Source organism: Achromobacter sp. 1011791174, from assembly GCF_059760925.1.
The window spans coordinates 1-26558 of record NZ_JCBANH010000050.1; the positions used below are offsets into that span (position 1 = coordinate 1).

At 67.8% G+C, this 26558-nt stretch carries 22 protein-coding genes; 3 read left to right on the plus strand and 19 right to left on the minus strand.

Annotation, left to right across the window (positions count from 1 at the left end; translation table 11 throughout):
* Positions 1-33: 33 nt before the first annotated feature.
* The 14 genes from AC6LJ5_RS17650 to flgB form a co-directional block, all read right to left on the minus strand.
* A complete protein-coding gene (locus tag AC6LJ5_RS17650) occupies positions 34-513 on the minus strand; it encodes a hypothetical protein (RefSeq protein ID WP_498141150.1) in 480 nt (159 codons plus the stop codon).
* 28 nt (positions 514-541) lie between these two features.
* A complete protein-coding gene (locus AC6LJ5_RS17655) occupies positions 542-2446 on the minus strand; it encodes a methyl-accepting chemotaxis protein (protein ID WP_498141151.1) in 1905 nt (634 codons plus the stop codon).
* A 101-nt stretch (positions 2447-2547) separates the two neighbouring features.
* A complete protein-coding gene (locus AC6LJ5_RS17660; protein ID WP_498141152.1) occupies positions 2548-4428 on the minus strand; it encodes a methyl-accepting chemotaxis protein in 1881 nt (626 codons plus the stop codon).
* A gap of 138 nt (positions 4429-4566) precedes the next feature.
* Positions 4567-5820 carry a flagellar hook-associated protein FlgL gene (gene flgL, locus AC6LJ5_RS17665; RefSeq protein ID WP_498141153.1) on the minus strand — a complete coding sequence of 418 codons (1254 nt, stop codon included), beginning with the start codon at positions 5818-5820 and terminating at the stop codon, positions 4567-4569.
* A 57-nt stretch (positions 5821-5877) separates the two neighbouring features.
* Positions 5878-7554, minus strand: coding sequence for a flagellar hook-associated protein FlgK (gene flgK, locus AC6LJ5_RS17670; protein ID WP_498141154.1), 1677 nt, complete (start codon positions 7552-7554; stop codon positions 5878-5880).
* A 72-nt stretch (positions 7555-7626) separates the two neighbouring features.
* Positions 7627-8598 carry a flagellar assembly peptidoglycan hydrolase FlgJ gene (flgJ, locus tag AC6LJ5_RS17675; RefSeq protein WP_498141155.1) on the minus strand — a complete coding sequence of 324 codons (972 nt, stop codon included), beginning with the start codon at positions 8596-8598 and terminating at the stop codon, positions 7627-7629.
* Between the two features lie 112 nt (positions 8599-8710).
* On the minus strand, positions 8711-9838 hold the full coding sequence (locus tag AC6LJ5_RS17680) for a flagellar basal body P-ring protein FlgI (protein ID WP_498141156.1): 1128 nt from the start codon (positions 9836-9838) through the stop codon (positions 8711-8713).
* A gap of 154 nt (positions 9839-9992) precedes the next feature.
* A complete protein-coding gene (locus AC6LJ5_RS17685) occupies positions 9993-10682 on the minus strand; it encodes a flagellar basal body L-ring protein FlgH (RefSeq protein ID WP_103274026.1) in 690 nt (229 codons plus the stop codon).
* Positions 10682-11467 (minus strand): flagellar basal-body rod protein FlgG, encoded by a 786-nt coding sequence (flgG, locus tag AC6LJ5_RS17690; RefSeq protein WP_103274025.1) that lies wholly within the window; start codon positions 11465-11467, stop codon positions 10682-10684. Before flgG ends, AC6LJ5_RS17685 begins: the two co-directional genes overlap by 1 nt.
* Positions 11468-11524: 57 nt before the next feature.
* Positions 11525-12289: a flagellar basal body rod protein FlgF gene (locus tag AC6LJ5_RS17695; protein WP_212317853.1), complete on the minus strand. Its 765-nt coding sequence runs from the start codon at positions 12287-12289 to the stop codon at positions 11525-11527.
* A 168-nt stretch (positions 12290-12457) separates the two neighbouring features.
* A complete protein-coding gene (locus tag AC6LJ5_RS17700; protein WP_498141157.1) occupies positions 12458-13942 on the minus strand; it encodes a flagellar hook-basal body complex protein in 1485 nt (494 codons plus the stop codon).
* Between the two features lie 88 nt (positions 13943-14030).
* Positions 14031-14729: a flagellar hook capping FlgD N-terminal domain-containing protein gene (locus tag AC6LJ5_RS17705; RefSeq protein ID WP_498141158.1), complete on the minus strand. Its 699-nt coding sequence runs from the start codon at positions 14727-14729 to the stop codon at positions 14031-14033.
* A 52-nt stretch (positions 14730-14781) separates the two neighbouring features.
* A complete protein-coding gene (flgC, locus tag AC6LJ5_RS17710) occupies positions 14782-15201 on the minus strand; it encodes a flagellar basal body rod protein FlgC (RefSeq protein ID WP_103274021.1) in 420 nt (139 codons plus the stop codon).
* Between the two features lie 235 nt (positions 15202-15436).
* On the minus strand, positions 15437-15844 hold the full coding sequence (gene flgB / locus AC6LJ5_RS17715; protein ID WP_103274020.1) for a flagellar basal body rod protein FlgB: 408 nt from the start codon (positions 15842-15844) through the stop codon (positions 15437-15439).
* A 184-nt stretch (positions 15845-16028) separates the two neighbouring features.
* Here flgB and flgA point away from each other — a divergent pair, with 184 nt between their 5' ends.
* The 3 genes from flgA to AC6LJ5_RS17730 all read left to right on the plus strand — a co-directional run bounded on the left by flgA (position 16029) and on the right by AC6LJ5_RS17730 (position 17687).
* The gene (gene flgA / locus AC6LJ5_RS17720; protein ID WP_498141159.1) at positions 16029-16742 is read left to right on the plus strand and encodes a flagellar basal body P-ring formation chaperone FlgA; all 714 of its coding nucleotides are present in this window, start codon (positions 16029-16031) and stop codon (positions 16740-16742) included.
* 140 nt (positions 16743-16882) lie between these two features.
* Positions 16883-17176, plus strand: coding sequence for a flagellar biosynthesis anti-sigma factor FlgM (flgM, locus tag AC6LJ5_RS17725; protein WP_103274019.1), 294 nt, complete (start codon positions 16883-16885; stop codon positions 17174-17176).
* Between the two features lie 31 nt (positions 17177-17207).
* Positions 17208-17687: a flagella synthesis protein FlgN gene (locus tag AC6LJ5_RS17730; protein WP_103274018.1), complete on the plus strand. Its 480-nt coding sequence runs from the start codon at positions 17208-17210 to the stop codon at positions 17685-17687.
* A 56-nt stretch (positions 17688-17743) separates the two neighbouring features.
* Here the strand turns inward: AC6LJ5_RS17730 and flhF are convergent, their stop codons facing one another.
* The 5 genes from flhF to cheZ form a co-directional block, all read right to left on the minus strand.
* The gene (gene flhF, locus AC6LJ5_RS17735) at positions 17744-20722 is read right to left on the minus strand and encodes a flagellar biosynthesis GTPase FlhF (protein ID WP_498141160.1); all 2979 of its coding nucleotides are present in this window, start codon (positions 20720-20722) and stop codon (positions 17744-17746) included.
* A complete protein-coding gene (gene flhA / locus AC6LJ5_RS17740; protein ID WP_103274016.1) occupies positions 20719-22839 on the minus strand; it encodes a flagellar biosynthesis protein FlhA in 2121 nt (706 codons plus the stop codon). The genes flhF and flhA overlap by 4 nt, the downstream gene beginning before the upstream one ends.
* Positions 22840-22842: 3 nt before the next feature.
* A complete protein-coding gene (gene flhB / locus AC6LJ5_RS17745) occupies positions 22843-23997 on the minus strand; it encodes a flagellar biosynthesis protein FlhB (protein WP_498141161.1) in 1155 nt (384 codons plus the stop codon).
* 173 nt (positions 23998-24170) lie between these two features.
* A complete protein-coding gene (locus tag AC6LJ5_RS17750) occupies positions 24171-25721 on the minus strand; it encodes a methyl-accepting chemotaxis protein (protein ID WP_498141162.1) in 1551 nt (516 codons plus the stop codon).
* Positions 25722-25925: 204 nt separating this feature from the next.
* Positions 25926-26558, minus strand: coding sequence for a protein phosphatase CheZ (cheZ, locus tag AC6LJ5_RS17755; RefSeq protein ID WP_103274014.1), 633 nt, complete (start codon positions 26556-26558; stop codon positions 25926-25928).

Here is a 26558-nt window from a genome sequence, read left to right on the forward strand (position 1 = left end):
CCCCGGCCTGGCCGGGGCGTCATCCGTGGAATGTCAGGACTTGGCGGCCCCGCTCTTGCGCACGGGCTCGGGCGGCGCCGAGGGCACCGGTATCGAGATCGTTTGCACCTCGGGCGGCGGCGCGGGGGGAGCCGGCTCCGGATTGTCTTCCGGAGGCGGCGCCGGTCCCAGCAACTTCTGACGCTCCCAAGGTTCCAGCAGAATATTGGTGCTGTCCACGAGGCGCAGCAGGCGGCCATCAGGGCCGAACTGCAACAGCGCTTCCTTGCGGCTGTAGAAGCCGTCCGGGACAAAGGTGATCTTGAAGGACCAGAGCGCCAGGAAGGTGCCGTCGGTCTGTTTGTAGTACTTGTCGGGCGGCGCGGTGAGCGCGCGCGAGGCCTCTTCCAGCGTGGTCTTCCCCGGCGTCAGGGTCGAGAGTTTGCCCGGGTCGAAGTTGTGTCCCGTCGCCGAACAACCGGCCAGCAGCGCCGCCAGCGCGGCGCTTGCCAGAAGATGAATATAGCCTCGCATACCTACCCATTTGCCGGATCGACCGGCGTCAGAAAGATTCCCAATCATCGTCCGGCTGCGTCTGTCGACGAGGCGCCGATGCAGGCGCCGGGCGCAGTTTCTCGTCCGTGGATGCGGGCGACGTCGCCGCGCGGCGCGCGGGACGCGCCGCCGTGGCGCCCTCGGCCGCCGGCTTGGCGCGCGGCGCCGCGTGCGCGAGCCTCGCGGCGGGTCGGGCCGGTGCGCGGACCGGCGCCTGCTCGGCGGCGGGTTCCTGCACGGGCGGCGCGATGGCGGGCTCTTCCTTCGGCTGCGCCGGAGCCGCCGCCGGACGAGCGGCCACGCGCGGCGCGCTGCGCTGTTGCGCCAACTGGCGCGCCGGCACTTCGATGACTTCGCCGGCGTTGATCTTGAACACCGCCACCGCCTCGGCCAGGCGCTGCGCCTGTTCCTCCAGCGAGCCCGCGGCAGCCGCCGCCTCTTCCACCAGCGCCGCGTTCTGCTGCGTCACTTCGTCCATCTGCGACACCGCGCGATTGACCTGATCGATGCCGCTGGACTGCTCTTCCGACGCCGCCGAAATTTCACCCATGATGTCCGTCACGCGCTTGACCGACGCCACGATCTCCTGCATCGTCGCGCCCGCGCGCTCCACCTGCTGCGAACCGGCGCCGACCTTGCCGACCGAATCCTCGATCAGGCCCTTGATCTCCTTGGCCGCCTGCGCGCTGCGCTGCGCCAGCGAGCGCACTTCGCCCGCCACCACCGCGAAGCCCTTGCCCTGCTCGCCCGCCCGCGCCGCTTCCACCGCCGCGTTCAGCGCCAGGATGTTGGTCTGGAACGCGATGCCGTCGATCACCGACACGATCTCGGAAATCTTGCGCGAGCTGGCCGAGATCGCCTGCATCGTCGTCACCACTTCCGACACCGCCGAACCGCCGCGTTCGGCCACGTCCGACGCGCTGGCCGCCAGCTGATTGGCCTGACGTGCGTTGTCCGCGTTCTGCTTGACGGTCGAGGCCAGCTGTTCCATCGAGGCCGCGGTCTCTTCCAGCGAGGCCGCCTGCTCTTCGGTGCGGCTGGACAGGTCCGTGTTGCCCGCCGAGATCTCGCGCGAACCCACGTTGATCTCGTCCACGCCGCGACGCACCGCCGACACCGTGCGCGTCAGGCTCTCCTGCATGCGCTTGACCGCCGCGAACAGCTGGCCGATCTCGTTCGTGGAGTTGACCTCCACGCGGGTGGTCAGGTCGCCGGCGGCGATCTTGTCGAAGCTTTCGCCGACCGAGCGCAACGGCCGCAGGATGACGCGGTTCATGAACAGGAACGCGCCCAGCGACACGGCGATGAGCAGCAGCGCCAGCGCGGCATAGACCACGCCCATGGTCGCGGTGCGGCTTTGCGCCGAGGCGACCAGATCGTTGCTGTATTCGGTGATGTTCTTGCTGAACTCGTTCAGGCTCTTGGAAAAGGCGCCGCTGGCCGCGGCCGTCTTGCTGTTCTTCAGCTTCAGATACTCGGCCGCGTCGCCCTTGTTCAGCGCCGCCATCATCGCTTCCAGCGATTCGGCGAAATTGCCGAAGGTCGAAATCAATTCGCCCTCGGACTTCTTGGCCAGCTCGGTCAGCTTCGGAATATTCTTGAATGCGTCGATCTTCTTCTTCGCGTCGGCCATCAGTTCCTGCACGATGCGGGAGTTCTCGGCGGCGCCCGCCGCGTCGCCGCTGGCGCGCTGGGCGGCGGCGATGTCGGCGCGGATGGTCGCGCGCAGCATCTGCGTATATACGTCCTTGATGATGCTGCTCTGCTGGACGCTCAGACGATCCAGGTCATTGATGGCTTCGGCGCTGGACTGCATGCTGCTCCACCCCAGCACGATCGCCACCAGCGCTGCGGCGACGACGGCCAGCTGGGCCAGCATCAAGCCGGTGCGCACTTTCAGATTGCTAAGCATTTCTTTGATTCCAGTAATCGCGCTGGCGGCCCGCTGTGACCACCAAGACGTAAAAGGGATTTGTTCTACTGCTTATTCAATGCCAGGACGCGGAACGCTCGTCAGAAAGACTCCCAATCATCGTCCGCCGGCGGCGCGCGGCGGCTGGCGGACGGCGCGGCGGGCGTCACCGGCGTCACGTCGGTCGCCTCGGCCTTGCGGGCGGCCGGACGGCGCAAGGGCCTCACGGTCGAAGCGGCCTCGGCGGCCGGCTTGACCCGGGCGGTCTGCGTCACGCGCGGCGCCGGCTTGGGCGGTTCCGCCGGCGGCTGCGGCGGTTCGATCGCCGGCTCCCTGGCTTCCTTCGGCGCCACCGGCGCCGCTGCCGCCGCGGCGACGCGCGGCGCGCGGCGCTGTTGCGCCAGCTGCTGGGCCGGCACGTCGATGACCTCGCCGGCGTTGATCTTGAACACCGCCACCGCCTCGGCCAGGCGCTGCGCCTGTTCCTGCAGCGAGCCCGCGGCAGCCGCGGCCTCTTCCACCAGCGCCGCGTTCTGCTGCGTCACCTCGTCCATCTGCGACACCGCGCGATTGACCTGATCGATGCCGCTGGACTGCTCTTCCGACGCCGCCGAGATCTCGCCCATGATGTCCGTCACGCGCTTGACCGACGCCACGATCTCCTGCATCGTCGCGCCCGCGCGCTCCACCTGCTGCGAACCGGCGCCGACCTTGCCGACCGAATCCTCGATCAGGCCCTTGATCTCCTTGGCCGCCTGCGCGCTGCGCTGCGCCAGCGAGCGCACTTCGCCCGCCACCACCGCGAAGCCCTTGCCTTGCTCGCCCGCCCGCGCCGCTTCCACCGCCGCGTTCAGCGCCAGGATGTTGGTCTGGAACGCAATACCATCGATCACCGACACGATCTCGGAAATCTTGCGCGAGCTGGCCGAGATCGCCTGCATCGTCGTCACCACTTCCGACACCGCCGAACCGCCCCGCTCGGCCACGTCCGACGCGCTGGCCGCCAGCTGATTGGCCTGACGTGCGTTGTCCGCGTTCTGCTTGACGGTCGAGGCCAGCTGCTCCATCGAGGCCGCCGTCTCTTCCAGAGAGGCCGCCTGCTGCTCGGTGCGGCTGGACAGGTCCGTGTTGCCCGCCGAGATCTCGCGCGAACCCACGTTGATCTCGTCCACGCCGCGACGCACCGCCGACACCGTGCGCGTCAGGCTCTCCTGCATGCGCTTGATCGCGGCGAACAGCGAGCCAATCTCATTGGTGCTGCGCACCTCGACGCGGCCGGTGAAATCGCCGCCGGCGATCTTGTCGAAATGGCCGCCCGCCTCATGCAGCGGACGCAGCACCGTGCGGTTGATGAACACCCAGCAACCCAACGCCAGGATCACCGCGATCGCCAGCATGGCGATGGTGACCATGCGGGCGGTGTTGTGGTCGCTCTCGGCGCGCGCGGCCAGCGCGTCGGTATGCGCGTCGACGTAGGCCAGATAGCCGTCGATCGCTTCGCGGAACTTGCTGTTGGCGGCGCTGGCCGTATCGTTCAGGTCCAGATAGTCCTGGATCGCCATGCTGGTCAGCGCGGCGGCCTGGCGCTTGACCACGCCGTCGAATTCCTTGAAGGCGGTTTCCAGCGCGGCGGCCTGCGCCTCCGAGCCCGGCAGGCGCGGCACCTTGCGGAAGGTGTCCAGCATCTTGTGCCCGTCCTGCATCAGGCCTTCCGAACGCTTGGCCTGGGCGCCGGCCTGCTCGGTCTTGCCCTGCTGCATGTCCATCAGCGAGGTGCTCAGCACCAGCCGCGCGCGCAGGAAGACGCTGTACGCGCGGCTCAGCTGCGAGGCCTGATCGCCATAGGCCTTGTTGATCTGCTCCAGCTTTTCGTTGCTGGAATTCAACCCCATCCAGGCCACGCCGTTGGAGATGAACATGGCGCCGGTGAACAACACGAGCACCAGGACGATACATGTGCGGACTTTTAAATTGACAAGCATGGAACTTCCGAACGTTAGGCAACGTGAAACTGCGATTTCTCCCGCCGCACGCAGACACGGACGCCCCGGCGTGGCGCCGGCAGCGTCCGTCTGGGCCCTTCGGGCCGCCGGGCACCTGGACCCGACGGGTACTGCGCATTACTTGCGGCTGAACAGGCTCGATCCCTGGATCGTCATGAATGCCGCCGACGCGGCCTGCAGCGCCACCTGGCGGAAGGCCAGCTGGCTGGCGCCCGAGTAGTAGTCCAGACCTTCCAGATCCAACAGGGACTTGGAATAGGCCAGGCCCTTCTCCGTACCCGTGGCGTCCAGCGCCTCGATCTCATTCAGGCGCGCGCCAACCGAGGCCGACACCGTCAGCACGTTGTCGTAGGTGGTGGACAGCTTCTTGTTGGCGGTGGCCAGGTCATTGGCCAGCTTGGCCAGCGCCTTCTCGTCACCGGCGATCGGCGCATCCAGCGTCTTGATAAGATTGTCCAACGTGTTGAACACATCGACGTTGGCCGACTGAATGTTCTCGACGTTGATGATGTCGCCGATCTGCGGCTTGCCCTTGATGACGACGGACACGCCGCCGAAATCGATCGCCGCGCCATCCGTGTAAGCGGTGGGGGACGCCGGTGGCGCCGGATTGATGACGGGCGGCGTGGCGCCGGTCGGATCGGTGGTCGTGACGCGATAGCCGATGGCGCCCGTGGCCGGATCCGCCTCAAATGCCACGCTGAAATTCTTGCCTACGTTGGCGCCACCCGGCGTGATGGAAGCCGTGCTGAACTGGGCCGTGCCGGTATTGCCGGGCGCGGCCGAGCTGACGTAACCCTGCGCGCCGGGGTTCGCCCGGCTGAAGATATCCTTGCCCAGGTCGCTGGTGGACATCTGGCGCGATTGATCAACCTGGATGGTGCGTTCGCCGGTGGCGCCGCTGTACACGATCTGGCCGGCCGCGTTCTGCGCGTAAGGCGCCGCGCTGCCCTGGTAGCCCGAGAACATGTATTGGCCATTGCCGTCGGTGCTGTTGGCCAGTCCGAGCAGCGCTTCGCGGGCGCTCTTGAGCGCGGTCGACAGCGCCTGGCGGTCACTGTCCGAAAAGGTGCCGTTGCCGGCCTGCACCACGCGGGTACGCACATCCGCCAGCGCCGTGGTGACCGAATCCAGGACATTGCTTTCCTGTCCCAGATTGGTCTTGGCCGTGTTGCGGTTGAGCTGGTAAGTGGCGTTCATGCTCTGCGTCTGCGCCACGTTGATCGACAGCGCGGCGGCCAGCGGATCGTCCGCCGGCGTCAGGAACTTGCGGCCGCTGCCGATCTGCTCGACCAGGCGGTTCATGTCCGTTTCCTGAGAAAGAACGCCCTTCAGGCCGTTCGCGTACATCATGGAGGTGCTCAGGCGCATGGTGAAGCTCCGAATATCTTTATCTATTGCTTATCGTGTAGCGGCCATCGGCCTTGCTCAGCCGCGCAGGCCCAGCAGCGTATCGAACATGGTGCTGGCCACGTCGATGATGCGGGCGCTGGCCTGATACTGTTCCTGATACTGCGACAGGCTGACGTATTCCTCGTTCAGGTTCACGCCCGAAACGTTCTGCTGCGCGGCCTGCTTCTGCGTGATCAGGTTGGCCTGCGCCGTGGCCGCCGCCTTGATCTGCTGCGTCTGCACGCCGACGGTGTTGACCACCCGCGAGAACATTTCATTGATGCTGGTGGAGCTGCGGTCCAGGACCTTGGCCGTCTGCAGCTGCGCCAGCTTCAGGCCGTTCTTGCCATTGGCGTTGCCGCCCGTGGTGTCGGCCAGGGCGATCTTGTTGGGATCGGTGATCGCCACCTTGAGATCGCGCGCCGCGTCGCGCGTCGGCGACAGCGACCACTTGTCGCCGGCCTGCGGCGGTGCGGAGATCGTCAGGCGCACGCCCATCTCGGCGTCCAGGTCCAGCGTGGCGGTCGGCGGCGTGCCCGTGGCCGGGCCGTTATAGACCTGCGAGCCCTCGGGCAGGCGCGTCACCATGTAGTTGGTGCCGTCGAAGGTAATGTCGTAGTCCTTGGCATTGATGTTGCCCACCGTGCCGAAGGTGCCCGAAATCTGGGCGTTGCTCTTGTTCTGCGCATTCGGCACGCCTTGGGGCTGGCCGATGCTGAAATAGTCGCCACCGGGATTGCCGTTCTGGTCCAGGCCCAGCTTGTGCTGCTCATTGAACGACAGCGCCAGGCCCACGGCCATCTGGCCGAGCTGGCTCTGCATCACGTCCAGCGAGCTGGCGCGGAACTGCAGCAGGCCGCCCAGCTTGCCGCCGGTGACTTCGGTATCGCCCAGCTCGACCGTGACGGTCTTGCCGCCGGAACCGGCCGGCAGCGTGTAAGCCACCACGGTGCGGCTGATGTCCTTGGACGAGGACACCGCCTGGAGCGGGTAAATGGTCTGGCCCGACAGCAGCGCCTGACCGCCGGAAGCCAACGAGATATTGAGCTTGTCGCCCTGCTCGTAGGTGGTGATGCCCACCAATTGGTTCAATTCGGAAACGGCCTGGTCGCGCTGGTCCATCAGGTCGTTGGGCGGCTGGCCGCCGGCCTTGGAACGGGCGGCGGAGATCTGCTCGTTCAGGTCATTGATGCGGGCCAGGTAGCTGTTGGCCTGTTCGACCACGGTGCCGACCTGGGTGTTCAGGCCCAGGCGCTGGTTCTGCATTTCCTGGTAAGCCGAACGGATCTGGGTCGCCAGGCTGTTGGACTTGCCCAGCATGTCCGAGCGCGCGGCCGGGTCGGCGGGTGCATTGGCGGCCGTGTTCACGCCGGTGAAGAAGCCCGAAAGCGCCGGCGCGATGCCGACGGTGCGATCCGCGAACAGGTTGTTGACCTGCGAAATCTGATCGAACTGCGTCTGCAACTGGGCGCCGCTACCCTGCGCGCCGACCAGTTGCTTGTACAGGAAGCTGTCGTAGCTGCGCACGACGGTGTCCACCTGGACGCCGCGCCCGATGAAGCCGTTGCTGGTGGCCTGGGCGCCGGCGGTCGAGGTCATGACGCGCTGGCGGTTGTAGCCGACCGTGGTGGAGTTGTTGATATTGTGGCTGGTCGTGGCGATGCCCGCCTGCGCAGCGTTCAGACCGCCCAACGCCAATTTATACAGATTCATGCTGACATCGCCCCGTTTGTAACCGCTGCTGAAGGTGTGGATACCTGCTTAACGGCGAGAATTCGTCAAAATTTAGAGCCCTTCGGGTTTTTGCGTAGATGCGCCGCGCGGCGCGCCTCGCAGCTGATTCATGATGCCAATCAGCTTCTGCGCGTACTGCGGATCGGTCGCGTAGCCCGAGTTCTGGATGCGGCGCGCCGCCTCGACTTCGCTGCGCGCCTGCGCCACCGTCTCATAGCGCGGACTGTTGCCGATCAGACGCGCGTAGTCGGCGAACGATTCCTCATAAGACGAGTAAGCGCGGAAAGGTTGCGTCACCTTTTTCGCCACGCCGTCTTCGTATTCGGTCGTGAGCACGTGCACCACCTGCCCCTTCCAGCCGGCGCCGGCCTTGATGCCAAACAGGTTGTGGCTGGTGCGACCATCCGGATGCTTGATCTCGCGCTGGCCCCAGCCCGATTCCAGCGCCGCCTGGCCCAGGATCACACGGGCCGGCACGCCCGATTGCTGCGCCGCCAGATTGGCCGCGTGCGACATGCGCGACACGAAGCTGACCACATGCTCCGGCGCGCCCTCGGCCGCCGCCATGGCGCGGTCGCTGGCGCGGTTGTTGCGCAACACGCCCAGCAGCGCCGACACCTGGCGCGAGCCGCCCGTGGCGTAGTCCAGATCCGAGCCCTGGCCGATGCGCTTGACGGCGTCGGCCGACAACTCGCCTGGCTTGCCTTGTTTCATCTGCCCCAGGATGGCCTGCGACAGGCCGATGCCCGGCGTGGCCAGATGCAGCGCCAGCTGCTCGTCGGCCATGGATTGCATCATCTGCGACTGCTGCGAATCGAACAGCCCTTCCTTGGGCGTGGCCTCGCGCATGCGCTTGAGCATCATCTGCAGGAACAGCGCCTCGAACTGCTTGGCGACCTGCTTCTGCTGCGCGGTGCCGTCGGGATCGTGCTTGACGTCGCGCTTCAGGTCCGACAGGCGGCCCAGGTCGAAGACCGATTCCTGTCGCCCCGCCCGTCCTGCCGCGCCATTGGTATAGGTCATGACGTCAGTTATCCATTGTGCCCACGGGGCCGCGCGGATCCGGCTTTGCCGGTCCGCCGCGGCGCCCCCTTCGAGGGGGAAGCGCGCAGCGCTTCGGGGGTGGGCTTTTCCATTAAATAATCTCGAGTTCGGCGCGCAGCGCGCCGGCGGACTTCATGGCCTGCAGGATGGCCAGCAGGTCCTGCGGCGTGGCGCCCAGCGCGTTCAGGCCCTTGACCACGTCGGCCAGGTTGGCGCTGGTGTTCACGCGCTGCAGCGAGCCGTTTTCCTGGCGCACCTCGATCTGCGTGTTCGGCACCACCACGGTCTCCCCTTGGGTGAAGGGCGTGTCGGGTTGCGACACCTGATTCTGGCGGTTGATGATGACCGACAGGTTGCCGTGGGCCACTGCCGCTTCCTCGATCATCACGGTGCGGTTCATGACCACCGAGCCGGTGCGGGCGTTGATGATGACCTTGGCCACGGTGGGCGCGCGCGCGACCTGCACGTCCTCGATCTGGGACAGGAAGCGGGCCTGGGCCGACTGCTCCATGGGCGTGCGCACCTGCACCACCCGGCCGTCCAGCGCGGTCGCCGTGCCCTGGCCGAACTTGCGGTTCAGCGCCGTCACGACGTTCTGCGCGGTGCCGAAGTCGGTGTTGTTCATTTCCAGGTAGATATAGCCGTCGCGCGCGAACGTGGTTGGCACGCCGCGCTCGATGATGGCGCCGCCGCTGATGCGACCGCCGTTGAGCTGGTTGATCTGCACGCTGGAACCACCGGCCGAGGCGCCCGCGCCGCCGACCAGGATGTTGCCCTGGGCGATGGCGTAGACCTGGCTGTCCGCGCCCTTGAGCGGGGTCATCAGCAGCGTGCCGCCGCGCAGGCTCTTGGCGTTGCCCATGGAGGACACCACCACGTCCATCGTCTGACCGGGCCGTGCGAAGGCCGGCAGCGTGGCCGTGACCATCACCGCCGCCACGTTCTTCAACTGCATGTTGCTGCCGGCGGGCACGGTGATGCCCAGCTGCGACAGCATGTTGGTCAGGCTCTGCTGGGTGAACGGCGTCTGGCGCACCTGGTCGCCGCTGCCATCCAGGCCGACCACCAGGCCGTAGCCGATCAGCTGGTTGCCGCGCACGCCCTGGATCGAGGCCAGATCCTTGAGCCGTTCGGCCTGCGCCGCGCCGGCGCCGGCCAGCAGGCTGGCCGCGAGGCAGGTACGGGCAAGCAGGCGGAAAAAAGGATTCGAGTATTTCATGTCAATAATCCATAGCCCTGCATGCCACCGGAAATGCGGCCACGACAAGCCGGGGCCGTCACGAGCGGGGCCGCGCGGAGCCGGCTTTGCGGGTCCGCGGCGGCGCCCCCTTGAGGGGGAAGCGCGCAGCGCTTCGGGGGTGGGCTTTGTCTCATCAGAAAGGCGAGGCAATCAGGAAGAAGCGCTGCAGCCAGCCCATGGTCTGGACCTCGTCCATGACGCCCTTGCTGCGGTACTCGATGCGGGCATCGGCCACCTGCGTGGACGATACCGTGTTGGTGCCGGTGATCGAGCGCGGATCGACCACGCCCGAGAAGCGGACATACTCGCTGCCACGGTTGATCGCGATCTGCTTTTCGCCGGCGACCTGCAGGTTGCCATTGGACATCACGCCCACCACCGTGGTGGTGATGGTGCCGGTGAAGGCGTTGTTGGCCGTGCTGTCGCCCTTGCCCTGCGACACGTTGCCGCCCTTGGCGTCGGTGTTCAGGTTGGCGTTGGCCCAGCTGTCCATGAAGGACGGCGCCGCCGCGATGCCCAGATTGGCCGAGCCGCTGCGGTTGGTGTTGGTGGCGACGTTCTTGGACGCGTTGGTGCGTTCGTTGAGCACGATCGTCACGATGTCGCCCACGTTGCGCGGACGGCGATCCTCGAACAGCGGATAGTTGCCGTAGGCGGTGGGCTGGTAGATCGAGCCGGTGGGCTGCGCCGGCGTCGAGGGCGGCGGCGGCGGCGCGGCCGTGGTCGGCCCCGTCACCACCGGCTCCGGCGGAATCATGGCGCAACCGGCCACCAGCAAAGCCAGGGCCGCACTCGAAACCAGGCGCAGTACAGACATCGACATCACAGTTGGGTCAGGCGGGCCAGCATTTCATCGGACGTCTTGACGGCCTTGCTGTTCATTTCATAGGCGCGCTGGGTGGTGATCATGTTCACCAGCTCTTCGGCCACGTTGACGTTGGAGGTTTCCACGTACTTGTGCAGGATCGAGCCGGCGCCGTCCACGCCCGGCTGCAGCAGGTTGGCCGGGCCGGAGGCGTCGGTTTCCAGGTACAGGTTCTCGCCGACGCTCTGCAGGCCGGTCGGGTTGATGAAGGTGGCGATCTGCAGCTGGCCGATCTGCACGTTGATGCCGGCCGCGCCGGGCTGGGTCACGGTGACGATGCCGTCGTTGCCGATGGAGATCGACAGTGCGTTGTCCGGCACGTTCATCGGCGGCTGGATCACATAGCCGCTGACCGTGGTCAGCTGGCCGTTCTGGTTGCGCTGCAGCGCGCCGTCGCGGGTGTAGGCCTGGGTGCCGTCCGGCAGCTCGACTTGCAGGAAGCCGCGGCCGTTGATGGCGATGTCCAGTTCGCCGCCAGTGTTGTTCAGACCGCCGGTGGTGTGGATGCGCTCGGTCGCGGCCACGCGCGCGCCGGTGCCCAGTTGCAGGCCCGAGGGCAGCTGGGCGGCGTCGCCCACCTGGGCGCCGGGCTGGCGCAGCGTCTGGTACATCAGGTCCTGGAACACGGCGCGGCCGCGCTTGAAACCGTTGGTCGCGACGTTGGCCAGGTTGTTGGAAATGACGTCCATGGAGGTCTGCTGCCCTTCCAGGCCGGTCTTGGCGATCCACAGCGAACGCATCATGATTTGGTACTCCTGGGTCGGCGGCCCCGGGGCCGCTCGTGCAATGGGTTATTCGGTTCAGGCGCCGGCGGACAGGATGCCGTTCGCGCGCTCGGCGTTGCGGTCAGCGTGCTGGAGCACCTGCATCTGCTGCTCGAAGCGGCGGGCGTTCTCGATCATGCCGACCATGGCGGTCATCGGATTGGTGTTGCTGCCTTCCAGCACGCCGGACAGCAGCCGCAGGGACGGATCCACCTGCGACGGCGGCGCCGGCTGGCCGTTCACCGGCGCCAGACGGAACACGCCGTCGTCGCCGTGCACCAGCTGCGCCTCGGGCAGGCTGGTCATCTTGATCCGGCCCAGGTTCAGGATATTGTTCGGCGCGTCGCCCGCGCCGATGGCGGTGATGGTGCCGTCCGGGGAGATGGTCAGCGCGGCCTGGTCGGGCACGTCGATCACGCCGCCCTGATCGGACACGATGGGCTGGCCCAACGAGGTCTGCAGCTGGCCGTTGATGCCCACCTGCAGGCTGCCGCCGCGCGTGTAGGCCTCGCCCTGGGGCGTCTGCACCGCGAACCAGCCGTTGGAGCTGGCCAGCGCCACGTCCATCTCGCGGCCCGTGGTCTGCATATTGCCCATCTCGAAGTTGTTGCGCGGCGTGGAGGCCACGGTCGAGACGCGCGTCGGCAGGCTCACGCCGTCCGTCACCGGCACCGAGCGGTACATCGCGATCTGCTCGCGAAAGCCCGTCGTGTTCACGTTGGCCATGTTGTTGGCGAGCACGGACTGATGCTCCGTGATCCGCGCCGCGCCGTTCATGGCGGTGTAAATAATCCGATCCATTCGTCTATTCCGTGGCCGCAGACCGCGCGGCCTTTCTATTTCAAACGCAGAGGTACTCTCCGCCAGCAACCGCCGCCCCACAATCCAGGCCGCGCGGATCCGGCTCCGCCGGTCCGCCGTCGGCGCCCCCTTGAGGGGGAAGCGCCGCAGGCGCTGCGGGGGTGGGCTCTACTTGATATTCATCAAGACCTGCATGATTTCGTTCTGGGTCTTAATCGTCTGCGAGTTCGCCTGGTAGGTGCGCTGCGCGATGATCATGTTGACCAGTTCCTTGCTCATGTCCACGTTGGAGGCCTCGGTCGCCTGGCCCACCACCTTGGACAGGCCGTTGTTGCCCGGCTGACCCAGAATCGGCTGGCCGGACGCGCCGGTTTCCTTCCAGGCGTTGTTGCCGATCGGCTGCAGGCCCTGCAGGTTGGCGAAGTCAGCCAGCACGATGGTGCCGACGTTGGCGTTCTGGCCGTTGGTGTAGTCGGCCATCAGGCTGCCGTCCGGGTTGATGCTGATGCCGCGGAACTCGCCCGAGGTATAGCCGTCCGGGGTGCCCTTGAACGCATACGGGCTGCCGTACTGCGTGGTGCCGGTGTAGTTGATGGCGATGTTCAGCGGGTTGGCCGGCGTGGTGGCGCCGCCCGGATTGGCGAAGGTCAGGTTCACCGTGGTGGCGCTGGTCATCACGCCGGCCTTGTTGAAGGTGAACTGCGTCGGGTTGCCCCAGACGCCGCCGGCTTGCGTGGTCGGCGCCATGGCCTGGCCGTCGATCGAATAGTAGACCTCGTAGACGCTGTTGCCCGCGGCGTCGGCGGGGCGCTTGACGAAGTACTGCATCACCTGGTGCGAGTTGCCCAGCGAGTCATAGACCGTCATGGGCGAGGCGTTGGTGTAGCTGTTGGTGAGCTTGGGATCGAAGGGCTTGCCGATCTCAGTCACGGCGGCCGTGTAGTCGACGAAGCCGGGGATCAGGTTCAGGTTGCCGCCGGTCACCTGGCCGCCGGTAAGCGTCACCGTATTGGGCGCGGTGCCGTAAGTGCCGTCGGTCGGCGGGACCGGAGCCCCGCCGGTGACCGCCGTCCAGGTCAGCGTGCCGCCGGCGCCCTTGGTGAACGTGTAGGAATTGGCGCCCAGCGTCACGCTGCCGGGCACGGCCGGCGAGACCACGGTGGTGGTCGCGTAGATCACCTTGGCGTTGGCGTCCAGGTTGGCCACGCTGGTGGCGGTGCTGGTGGCCTTGGGCGCCACGTTCGCGGTGGGCAGTTGCAGCTCCACCGGGTTGGCGCCGATCGCGTTGGCCGGGTAGCCGGTCAGGCGGTAGCCCTGGGCGTTGACGATGAAGTTATTCTTGTCGACCTGGAATTCGCCGTTGCGGGTGTACATCACCCCGCCGCCGGAATCGGTGACGCGGAACATGCCCTTGGGGCCGTCGATGGCAATGTCATATTCGCCCCCGCCGCCGTTGATCGTGCCCACGGTGAAACGCTGCGTGATGCCGGACACCTTCGTGCCCAGGCCCACGCGCGAGCTGGCGTAGACGTCCGCGAACGTGGCCGAGCCGGACTTGAAGCCGACGGTGCCCGAGTTGGCGATGTTGTTGCCGATCACGTCCAGGTTCTGCGCAGCGGCGTTCAAGCCGCTCAATCCTTGTCCGAAGCCCATGTTTTCTCTCGCTGATTCCTAGTAGTCCGAAACCGCCGCGTCCGCGCCGGCGCCTGTGTCTATATATATAGGGGTACGAATGCGGCGCTCAGGCGCCGATCACCTTGCGCACATCCAGCATGCTGGTCTGGCCGTCCAGGCCCAGGTCCAGTCGCAGGCCGTTGGTCGAGTAAGCCACGCTCTTGACCTTGCCGTAGCTCAGCATTTCGGCGGCGACCTTCTTGCCCTCGGCGTCCGAGGCGGTGACCGACACCGTGTAGGCGCCCGCTTCCATCGGCACGCCCGCGTCGTTCTTGCCGTCCCAGTCCAGCGTGTAGACGCCGACCTTCTTCTCGCCCAGTTCCATCGTGCGGATCACGGCGCCGTTGGCGTCCGAGATGCGGACCTGAACCTTGGCGGCGTCCTTCTGCAGGTCGATGCCGTAAGGCGTGACCACGCGGCCCTCGGGGTTCTGTGCATCCACCCCGACCTTGACCTTGGAGCCGGGCACCAGCACGCCCTTGCCGATCATGGCCACGGCGTTCATCGATTGCGACACGTCGATCTGGCCGCCAATCGACAGCAGCGTGTTCTTCAGGTTGGTGATGCCTTCGACCGTCGAGATCTGCGCCAGCTGGGACGTCAGTTCGGCGTTCTGCATCGGGTTCAGCGGATCCTGGTTCTTCATCTGCGTGATCAGCAGCTTGAGGAACTGATCCTGCAGGCCCTGGGCGGTGTTCAGGCCACTGGCGCCGGTCTGCGCCAGGCCCAGCCCGGTCTTGCTGGTGGATTGGTCGATTACGGTCATGAACTCGTTCTCTGGTTATCCCGCGCGGGCGGCGCGGCGCGCGGAATGGGGATCAGGATTGGCCGATGGTCAGCGTTTTCTGCATCAGGCTCTTGGCGGTGTTGAGCACCTCCACGTTGGCCTGATAGGAACGCGACGCGGCGATCATATTCACGGTTTCGGCCACCGGATCCACGTTGGGCATGCTGACGTAGCCCTGCGGATTGGCCATCGGATGCTTGGGGTCGTAGACCATCTTGAGCGGCGACGGGTCCTGGACCACGCCGGCCACGCGCACGCCGCCGATTTCCTGCCCCAGCGCCTGGTTCGGCGCCGGATCTACCTGAAACACGACCTGGCGGGCGCGGTACGGCTGGCCGTCGGGACCGACGACGCTGTCGGCGTTGGCCATATTGCTGGCGGCCACGTTCATGCGCTGCGACTGCGCGTTGAGCGCCGAACCGGCGATGTTGAAAATGCTCAGCAAGGACATTGCCCAATGCTCCCTTAATAAATCAGTAGACCAACATACCCGCGACATACATCACAGGTCTCGCTCCATCCAGGCCACGCGGTGCCGGCTTTGCCGGTCCGCCGTGGTGCCCCCCTGGAGGGGGAAGCGCGAAGCGCTTCGGGGGTGGGCGTCATCCGTAGAGCCGGCTTTGCCGGTCCGCCGTGGCGCCCCCTGGAGGGGGAAGCGCGCAGCGCTTCGGGGATGGGCTTCACCCCTAGTCTTGAATGGCGGCCATCATGCCCTTGATGCGGCTGGACAGAATCTGCATGCTGCTCTGGTAATGCAAGGTGTTGTCGGCGAACTGCACGCGCTCCACGTCCATTTCCACGGTGTTGCCGTCCATGCTGGGCTGATAAGGCAGCCGGTACAGCAGGTCGGTCGGACCCTGCGAGACAGCCTTGGCCGGAATGTGACGGGCCGAGGTCAGCGTCAGCGAGGTGTCGGCCAGGCGCTTGCTGCCTTCCATGGCGGTCTGCATCGCCGTGCGGAAGTCGAAGTCGCGCGCCTTGTAGTTCGGCGTATCGGCGTTGGCGATGTTGGAGGACAGCACTTCCTGTCGCTGCGCGCGCAGCGACAGCGATTGCTGGAAGAAGCGGAAATCCTCGTTGAGCCTGTCTAGCATCGGAGTGCCTTGTGGAGTGCGTGGCGGTACGGATCTGAAAACAGCCAGGGACGAGGCACGGGCCTCTATCCCATTGGATGACGGCATCATAGGGTCGGGCTGGCCGCCACAATCAGCCAAATAACCCGCCATTTCTCACGCAATTCACGTATTGCCCGGCGAGGCCCGCCTCTACAATGTGCCCATGACGACTCGCTCCCGCCTCGCCGCCCATGCGCTCACCCTCGGCCTGCTGCTGCCGGGGTCCATGGCCGTGGTCCAGGCACAGGAAGCGGCCTTCCAGGCGCCCGAGGCGATCGCGGCAACCGCGCTGTCGTATCTGCGGGAGCAGCTCTCGGCCCTGCCCGGCCAGCCGTCCATCACCATCGACCCGCCCCGCAACGAGCGCCTGACGCCTTGCGATGTCATGTCCCCGTTTTTGCCGTCCGGCATGAAGCCGCGCTCCCGGATGACCGTGGGCATCCGCTGCACCGCGCCCAAAGCCTGGACCGCCTATGTCCAGGCCAGCGTCAGCGTGCCGGGCCAATACTACGTCGCCTCGCGCACCATCGCGGCCGGCCAGGCATTGACCCCGGCCGACCTGGCGCCGCGCGACGGCGACCTGGTCGCCCTGCCCCCGGGCGCGATCACCGACCCGGACACGGTGGCCGGCATGACGGCGGCCTATCGGATCACCGCCGGCCAGCCGATCAAGGGCGCCGCCCTGCGCAACGCCCAGTCCGTGGTGCGCGGCAGCAACGTCCGGATCAACGCCGTCGGCAAGGGTTTCATGGTCAGCAGCGAAGGCCAGGCGCTGGACAACGCCGCGCCGGGCGCCACCGTGCAGGTGCGGATGCCCAGCGGGCAGGTGGTCAGCGGCGTGGTCCGCAATGCCGGGCTGGTTGAAATGCACTTGTAGGCAAGGATTGCAGGGAATGTTACATATCGCGTTGCGCCGGCGGGCCGGCTACCCTAAAGTTCCTTCCGGCCCTGTCGTTACAGAGGCATGAGTAGGCGGAACCGTCGCGAATCGACCCGGGACGCCCTGCGGAGATCATCTTGAAAATCAACTCGACCACCAACCGGCCCATTTCGGCCGACGCCGTCGGCGCCCGCCCCGAATCCGCGGCCGCGCAGGCCTACGGCGCCGTTGCCGGCGGCAGCGCCAGCAGCTCGCAAGTCGCGCTCAGCTCGGCGTCGCGCAAGCTGCTCGCGCTGCAGGAAGGATCGAATGACATCAACGTCGAACGCGTGGCCTCCATTCGCGCCGCCATCGCGTCGGGACAGCTGAAGATCGACACAGGCCGCATCGCCGACAGCCTGATCGCCAGCGCCCGCGACCTGCTGAAATAGCCTCTCTCTTCACGTCCGCCATCCTGACATCATGAGCACCGTCGAATCCCTGCAAGCCTGCATGAAGCAGGAAGACGCATTGATCACCGAGTTCGCCGCCATCCTGGAGGCTGAAACCGAGGTGCTGGTGGGTCCTGGAGACATCGACGCGCTGCATGACATCACCGAGCGCAAGAGCGGCATCGCCCACAAACTGGTGGAATTGAGCCAGACGCGCGATGCCTTGCTGGCCGAGATCGGCCTGCCCGCAGGCCATGCCGGCACCGAGCAGGCCGCCGCGCAGCACCCGCAACTGGCGGGCGTATGGCAGGCCCTGCTGAGCAAGTCGGAGTCCGCCAATGAAATCAATCTGCGCAATGGCGCCCTGATCGACGTGCACCTGCGCTATACCCAGCAGTCGCTGGACGCGCTGCGCGGACTGGGCGGCGGGCCGGCCAGCACCTCGACCTACGACGCCCAGGGCCGCGGCACGCGCAGCGCCCCGGGCCGCAAACCCATCGTCGCCGGCTGAACGCCGGGAGCGACGCACCCCTTCCTTTTTCCCTGCCTCATTGCCAACGGCGCGCCTCAGCCGCCGTCGGCCATCTCCAGCATCGCGTACATCTTCAGGAGCGCCACCGGCAGCATGCGGCCGGTCAGCTTGACGCGATCCACGCCCGCCACGCCCGACAAGGGCCCCCTGACCACCTCCGCCGCCGGCGAATGCGCCAACTGCCAGCAGGCGGCGGCCAATTGGCCGGCCATCAAGGCCTGGCGCGCCAGCGCATGAGCGCCATCGACGGCCGGCAAGGCCTGCCAGGCATTGGCCATGTAGCGGAAACCGGCCTTGGCCTCGTCCTGCAGCACCAGCCACCGCGCGACCGTGCCGGCATCGGCCTGCGAAGCCGGCAGATTGGTCAGGCCGAAGAACTGCGCCGCCACCTCGCCGCTGACCGTATCGATCAAGCGCGCGCACACCAGTCGCATCGCAGATTCGCCGGCCCGGCCCGGCAACCCGATCTCGGTGCCCGAGGCCCAGAGCGCCAGCGGCGCCGCGCGGCCGCCGGCCACCGGACGCAGGCCCGGCATGTCGCCGGGCTGCCCGACCGGCAGATAGCCCACACTCTTGCCCACGGCATTCAGATTGGTCGGACACTCGTCCTGGATCACGCGCAGGCCGCCCGGACTGCGAGCCACCCAGGACACACCCTGTTCCGTGAGCGCCGACCAGAGCGCCGAGGTGCCCGCCTCCAGCATGTGCACCAGCGGCACCTGGCCCAGCTGCCCGCCCAGCCAGCGCACGCGCGCCTCCAGCGCCGCGGCCGGATCCGGCTGCGCGGCCGCGCCCGGCGCGAACGAGGACAGCATGCCGTGGGCCAGCGCCAGCTGCTGCGCCGGCGCAGCCAGCGCGGCGCCCCGATCGCTCATCAGCATGGAACCCAGCAGCGTGCCTCCCGGCAGGTTGTCGCCCTTCATGCCGACCTTGCCGTGCATCACCAGCAGATGCCGCCCGCAGACGGCGGAGAATTCGCGCCGCGCCATCGCCAGCGGCTCGTCGGCCAGGGCCGACAGGCTGGAACCCGCGCCGTCGCTGACATACTCGCGCCAGGACGCGCGCGCCCGGGCGCAGGCCAGATCGCTGTCCAGCCAGTTCAGCGTATCGTCCAAATTCTGCGCCGCCTCCACCGCCGCGGCCCCGCCCTGCGGCCGCAGGATGGCCGAGGCCAGCAACTGCCGACGCCGCGCCGGGTCGACGGCCGGCGTTTCCTTGGCCGAGGACCACAGCGACGCCAGGTCCGCCTCGCTCGGTGTGTAGAGCGCGCGAGCGCGCTCCACCATGGCGAAGGCGCGATCGATCAACGCGTCGGGGCGCGCCAGCTCCAGGTGCTCGGGCACCTTCTGGCCGACCGACATGTAATGGATCGGCAGACGGTGGCGGATGGCCGTGTCCAGCGCCGCGCCCAGGCGCGAGGCTTCGTCCAGCTTGGTGATGATGCAGCCGGCCACGTCCTCGCCCACGCCATTGCGGTAGGCGTGCGCCACCTCGTCCAGCGTGTCGCCCTGGCTGGCGGCGTTGAGCACCAGCAGGCGGCGCACCGTCTTGCCGGCGTCGCACAGCATCGCGGCCTGCTCGGCCACGTGTCGATCGCGCTGGCTGATGCCGGTGGTGTCGATCAGCACGATCTTGCGGCTGCCCAGCTCGGCCAGCAGGCGACGCAGCTCGCCGGCGTCGCGCACCGAATGCGTGGGCACGCCCATGAGGCGGCCGTAGATCTGCAACTGCTCCAGCGCGCCGATCCGGAAATTGTCCGTCGTCAGCATGGCGACCTGGTCGCGGCCCTCGCGCGCGACGCAGCGCGCGGCCAGCTTCGCCAGGGTGGTGGTCTTGCCCACGCCGGTGGGACCGACCAGCGCATACACGCCTCCGCTCAGGAACGTATCCTCCGAGCCCAGCACCGGCAGGTGCGTGACCAGTTCGTTGCGCGCCCAGGCCAGCGCGGCGTCGGCGTCCAGCCCCTCGGGCATGCGCTCGACCAGCGTGCGGACCAGCTTGGTGCTGAAACCCGCGTCCAACAGACTACGGAACAGCGCCGCGCCGGCCGGCTCGCGGCCGGGCCCCTGGCGGCCGCCCCAGAGCAGGCCGTCCATGCGGCTTTCCAGCGCGCCGCGCAAGGCGCTGATCGCATTCTGCAGGCCGGCGGCCGTGTCGGCGGGCAAGGTCCCCGGCGGCAACGCCAGTCCCTGCGGCATCGGCGCATCGGGCATGCGCGCCATGGGCGCGGCGGGCGGCCGGGGAGCCTGCGGCATCGGTGCGGCGGGCGGTTGCGGCGCGGGCTGAGCCGCGTGCATGGGCGCGGCCGGCGCAGCGGGCGCGACCGGCGGCCTGGCCGCGGGTTGCGCGGCCGGTTGTGCGTAGGCTTGCGGCGCGGCCCGATACGCGGGCGGCGTCGCCGGCGGCTGCGGCGCGGCGTGTTGCTGCGGCATGGGCTGCTGCTGCGGCGGCACCGGAGGCCGCGCGTAGCCTTGAGGCGCCACTGGCGGCGCCGCGGGCATGGCGGGCGCGCGGGCCTGGGGCGCCGCCTGCAATGGCGGCATTTCCATGCGCACCGGCGCGGCTGGCGCCAAGGGCGGCATCTCCATCCGCACCGGCGCGGCGGACGGCAGCGGCGGAACTTCCACGCGCACCGGCGCGGCGGGCGCGGACGCCGGCATCATGCCCGCCTCGTCCTCGTCTTCCGGCAGTGCCGACGCGGCATAGGCCGACTGGTAGGCGGCGATCGGGCGCGACGGCGCCGGATAGGCCGTCGGCGGCATGACGGCGGGCGTCTGCTCCTGATAGGGCGCGTGATGCGTGGCCGGTTGAGGCGCCTGTTGCGACGCGTGCTGTTGCGGCGGCTGCTGCGCCTGTCCGGCGGCCTCGTCGAAGGCGCCGTCCACGGTCGCCAGCACCTCGATGCCGCCGTCGACGCTGCGGTTCGACACGATCAGCGCGTCCGGCCCCAGCACCTGGCGCACCTGGCGCATCACGTCACGGCTGTTCAGCCCGAAAAAACGGCTTATCTTCATGCCCCGTTACCTCCGCCGATGAGCGCCGTCACGCGGACCATGCGCTCATCCGGTATTTCCGTATTCGACAAAACGCCCAGCTGCGGCAGGTGGTGCCGCAGGAAGCGCGACAAAGGCGCGCGCAGGACCGGCGACACCAGCAGCACCGGCGCGTTGCCTTGCGACTCCTGGCGCTCCAGCGCCGCATGCGTCTCGCGCAGCAAGGTGTCGGCCAGGCCCGGCTCCAGGCCGCCGCTGGTGGTCAGCGCCTGCGCCAGCACCCGTTCCAGCTTGACGTCCAGGCCGATCACGCGCAGCTCGCCCTCGCCGGGGAACCATTGCTGCGTGATGGCGCGACCCAGCGAGCGGCGGGTCAGCGCGATCAGTTCCTGGATGTCGGGCTGGCCACCGGTGGCGGCCGCCAGCGCGGCAAGGCGCGGGCCATGCTCGGACAGCGTATCGATGATGGTGCGCATGTCGCGGATCGGCACTTCTTCCGCCAGCAGGCCCTGCAGCACCTTCTGCAGCGCCGTGAGCGACAGCGTCTTGGGCACCAGGTCCTCGACCAGCTTGGGCGAGTCGCGGCCGATGCGCTCGAGCAGCTGCTGCACCTCCTGGCGGCCGAGCAGGCTGGAGCCGTGGCGGTGCATCAGGTGGTTCAGGTGGGTGGCCACGACCGTGCCGGCATCCACCACCGTGTAGCCGGCCACCTGCGCCTGGTCGCGAAGGGCGCCGTCGATCCACAGCGCCGGCAGGCCGAAGGCCGGGTCGGTGGTGGGCGTGCCCTTGATCTGCATGGTCACGCCGCCCGGGTCGATCGCCAGCCATTGGCCGGGCATGGCCACGCCATGGCCCACTTCCACGCCAGACAGCAAGATGCGGTAGTCGTTGGGCTTGAGTTCGAGGTTGTCGCGGATATGGACCACGGGCGGCAGGAAGCCCACGTCCTGGGCAAATTTCTTGCGCAGGCTGCGGATGCGGTGCAGCAGCTCGCCGTTCTGCGCGTGGTCGACCAGCGGAATCAGCCGGTAGCCCACCTCCAGCCCCAGCTGGTCCACCATGGACACGTCGTCCCAACTGGCCTCGGCGGCCGCGGCCTGCGCCTGCGACACCGCCTGCGGCGGCACCTCGCGCGCGGCTTCCTCGGCGGCCTTGCGGCGCTTGTTCAGCGCCCAGCCGCCCCACGCCAGGCCACCTGCCAGCGTCAGGAAGGCGATGTGCGGCATGTTCGGGATCAGCCCCATGATGCCGATGATGCCCGCGGTCAGGAACATCACGCTGGGGTTGGAGAACAGCTGGCTGATCATCTGCTGGCCGATGTCCTGGTCCGTGGACACGCGCGACACCACCACGCCAGCAGCGGTCGAGATCACCAGCGCCGGGATCTGGGCCACCAGGCCGTCGCCGATCGTCAGCAGCGTGTAGACGCGGGCCGAATCGCTCATCGACATGTCGTGCTGGGCCACGCCCACGATCAGGCCGCCGATGATGTTGATGGCCATGATCAGCAGGCCGGCGATGGCGTCGCCGCGCACGAACTTGCTGGCGCCGTCCATGGAACCGAAGAAGTCCGATTCCTGCGACACCTCGGCGCGCCGCTTGCGGGCCTCGTCCTCGCCGATCAGGCCGGCGTTCAGATCGGCGTCGATCGCCATCTGCTTGCCGGGCATGGCGTCCAGGGTGAAGCGCGCGCCGACTTCGGCGATACGGCCCGCGCCCTTGGTGATGACGATGAAGTTGATGATGGTCAGGATCACGAACAGGATGATCCCGACCGCGAAGTTGCCGCCCACCAGGAAGTGACCGAAAGCCTCGATCACCTTGCCCGCCGCGTCGGGGCCGGTATGGCCGTGCAGCAGCACCACGCGGGTCGAGGCCACGTTCAGCGACAGCCGCAGCAGCGTCGCGAACAGCAGCACCGCCGGGAAGGCGGCGAAGTCCAGCGGCTTGCGCGTGAACATGGCCACCAGCAGGATCATCACCGACAGCGCGATGTTGAAGGTGAACAGCAGGTCGAGCAGGAAAGTGGGCAGCGGCAACACCATCATGCCCAGCACCATCACGATCAGGATGGGGCCGGCCAGGATCCGCGCGTGCGCGGCGCCATTGTTCTTCAGCATGGAGAGCAGAGCGCTCATTCCTTAGACTCCTTGAGCTGCGGTCTTGGCTTGCGGGTCCAGTGCGGCCGGCACAGGCAGGCGGGACGGCGCGGTCGGCTCGGTCCCCCAGCCAGCGCGCCACGAGCGCAACTGGAACACCCACGCCAGCACTTCGGCCACCGCGGTATACAGCTCGGCCGGGATTTCCTGTCCCAGCTCGACGTGTTGATGCAATGCGCGCGCCAGCGGCGGCGCTTCCAATGTGGGAATCTTGTGTTCGGCCGCCAGCTCGCGGATCTTGGCCGCGATCAGGCCGGTGCCCTTGGCCAGCACGCGCGGCGCGCCGCTCTTCGATTCGTCGTACCGCAGCGCCACGGCATAGTGCGTGGGGTTGGTCACCACCACGTCCGCCTTGGGCACGTCGGCCATCATGCGGCGGCGCGCGGCCTGGCGCTGCTGCTGGCGGATGCGCGCCTTGACGTGCGGGTCGCCCTCGCTTTCCTTGTGTTCCTGGCGCACGTCTTCCTTGGACATGCGCAGCTTCTTCAGGTGGCTCCAGATCTGCCAGGGCACGTCCAACGCGACGATCACCGCCAGCGAGGCCACGATCAGCGCGCAGCAGACGGCGACGATGGTCAGCGCGCGCGTCAGCGCCGCCGAGGGCGCCACGTGCATGAGGCCCAGCATGTCGTCGTGGTAGCGCCAGATCACCCAGACCGCCACGCCGCCCACCAGCAGGGCCTTGGCCAGCGCCTTGACCAGCTCGACCACCGTCTGCGAGGAGAACATGCGCTTGAGGCCGGCGAGCGGGCTGAGCTTGGACAGATTGGGTTGCAGCGGCTTGCCCGAGATCACGATCCCGCCCAGCACCACGCTGGACAGCACCGCGATCACGGCCAGCAGGCCGAAGATCGGCAGCAGGGTCATCAGCGCCTGGCCGAAGCCCTGCACGGCCTGTTCCACCATCACGCCCGGATCCAGCGGCACGCGCTGGTCGAAGGCCAGGCCGTTGCGCAGCACCCCGCTCAGGCCCCGGTACAGCGAGCCGCCGCCCAGCCAGATCGCCGCGACGCCGGCGGCCAGCATCATAAACGTGCCCAGTTCCCGGGAACGCGCGATCTGCCCCTCCTCGCGCGCCTTTTCCAGGCGCCTGGGAGAGGCGGCTTCGGTTTTCTCGAGGTCGCTTTCGTCGGCCATGCTCTGCGGTGGTGTCGGCGCCCGTGGATTTTCCGGTTACGAGCTGCCCGCCGAGATTCTAGGAGGCCTGGCCTTTTCGCGATAAGCCAAGAAACGGGGGGAAAGCGGCGCTATTCCGCAATGCGCCGCCGGGCCGGGTCCGACGGCGTCCCGGCCGACCCCGCCGGCGCCGTTCAGCCGGCGGCGGTCAGGGGATGGGCGCCGGCCCGGGCGCCCTGCTCCGTCGCCGCCTGGAAGCGGGCATAGTCCAGCCCGATCCGCACCGCGCCCCAGTGCTCCGGCCCCAAATAAACAGGGACGGAGATGTCATTGACGATCTCGCCGGTATCGCGCGAATAGGTCTGGAACAGTTGTCCGGCGGTGTTGGCCGCCAGCCGCTGGCCCACCGGGTCATCGAAGATGCGCTTGTGGCGCGCGCGCGCGATGTCCACCTTCGGATCGCCCGTGGGCGCGTGCGAATAACGGCTGTTGTGCGCCGGCGCGTAGCCGCGCGCGTCGACCAGCAGCGCGTAGCTGCCGCCCGGAATGGCTTCCAGCACGCTGTCCAGCAGCCGCGTCAGCGCCTCGTCGATGCCTTGGTCGTAGACCGTGTGGTAGCGCGGAGGATCGCTCTGCGCGATGCGCTGGTAGTGGCGATCGAACACGTCCAGCCCGCGCTTGCGCGCGCCTTCCAGCAGGCGCGCGGCCTGCTCGCGGAAGGCGTCCAGCGCCTCGGAAAGCAGGTCGAAGGCCGTGTCGCCGGTGCGCGTGGCGGCCAGCACTTCCTGCACGCTCTCGGTCTGGCGCCGAATGCGGTCGATCTCGCCTGACATGCTGCCGACGCGTTCGAGCACGTCGGCGGCCAGCGCCGCGATGCGGCTGACCTCCTCGCTCATGCCGTGGTTGGTGGCGTCGACCTCGCCGATCGCCTGCACCACTTCGCCCACCTGCCGGTTCATGCCCTCGAAATCATGCACGAAGCGGTCGAAATCGGCGCTGGTGCGCGTCAGCACCTCGCCCGAGGCCTCGACGTCGGCGCGCAGCGTGTCGGTCTGGCGGCCGGTGGAATCGACCAGCTCCAGCATTTCGCCGGTGTGCCTGCCGATGTCGCTGGTGGCCGCGTTGACGCGCTCGGCCAGGCGGCCGACCTCGCTGGCGACCACGGCGAAGCCCCTGCCCGCGTCGCCCGCCCTGGCGGCCTCGACCCCGGCGTTCAGCGCCAGCAACTGGGTCTGCAAGGCGATGTCCTTGATCAGCTTGCTGATGTCGCCCACCGAGCGCGCGCGCACGGTCAGCTGCCCCACCACCTCGGTGAAGGCGGACATTTCGCGATTCATGCGGTCGACCCGTTCCTTGACCTCGGACAGCTCGGCCAGCGCCCGCTCGGCCGCCTGCAGGTTCTGTCCGGACACCTCGGCGATCTCGCGCGCGTGCGTGGACGTGGACGCCGACAGGCCGGCGATCTGCGCGCCGCTGGCGGCCAGCGCCCCGGCGGCGCGCGCCTGCTCCTGCGCCAGCGCCGAACAGCGTCCGGCCTGGAACTGGGTGCGCGCGGCGTTGAGCGCGATCTCGATGCTGGATTGGCGGACGGTGGCGATGCGCTGGCGCATCGAACCCAGGAAACGATACAGCGGCCATGCGGCCGGACTGAGCGACAGCGCGCGCTCCGACAGCACGGCCTCGCCCCGGTTCAGGCGGCGCAACAAGCCCCAGATGCCGCCCAGGCGGAATATGGATCTGGCCAAGATACTCTCCTAGTGCCGGCCCGGATCGTCTTCTGTGGAGATCCGTTGCCTGGACGCGCAGGCGCGCGTCCTGTCTCTCGCTGCATGGCCCTGATTCTGGTTCTTATGGCCGAGAGTCTATCACCCGCCCTGGCGCCCGCATTTAAGGGAAATCATCCATGCGGGCGATGGCAGGCGCCGCCGGCGTGGCCCCCCCGCGGCCGCCTAGAAACCCAGGCTGGCCAGCAGGTCGTCGACCTGATCCTGGCTGGTGACCACGTCGGCCTTGCCCTGCGGACTGACCTGCGGACCATTGAGCAGGCTGTTGGCCTCGTCGCGCCGCTCCTGCGGCACGTTGTCCAGCAGCACCTGCAGCAGCTCGCGCTCGATCGCGCCCACCACGTCCATCATGCGCATGATGACCTGGCCGGTAAGATCCTGGAAGTCCTGCGCCATGATGATTTCCATCAGCTTGGACTGGGTCTCCTGCGTCTGCTTGGGCACATCCTGCAGGAACGCGCGGGTGTCCTTGACCAGCTCGCGGGCCTCGGGCATTTCCAGAGGCTGGTCGAACCACTGCTGCCAGCGGCTGTCCAGCGACTGCGCCGAACGCGACATGCCGTCCTGGATCGGGCCGGCCGCCTCGGTCGCGTTCAGCACGCGGTTGGCGGCCTGCTCGGTCATCTGCGCCACATAGCGCAGGCGATCGCGCGCGTCGGGGATCGCGTTGGCCGCGTCCTTGATCGCCTGGTCCAGGCCCAGTTCGCGCATGCTGTCGCGCAGCATGCGCGTGAGCGAGGCGATGCGGTGGATCAGATCTGGGGATTCCGCCGGATCAACATTTTCCGTCGTGCTCAT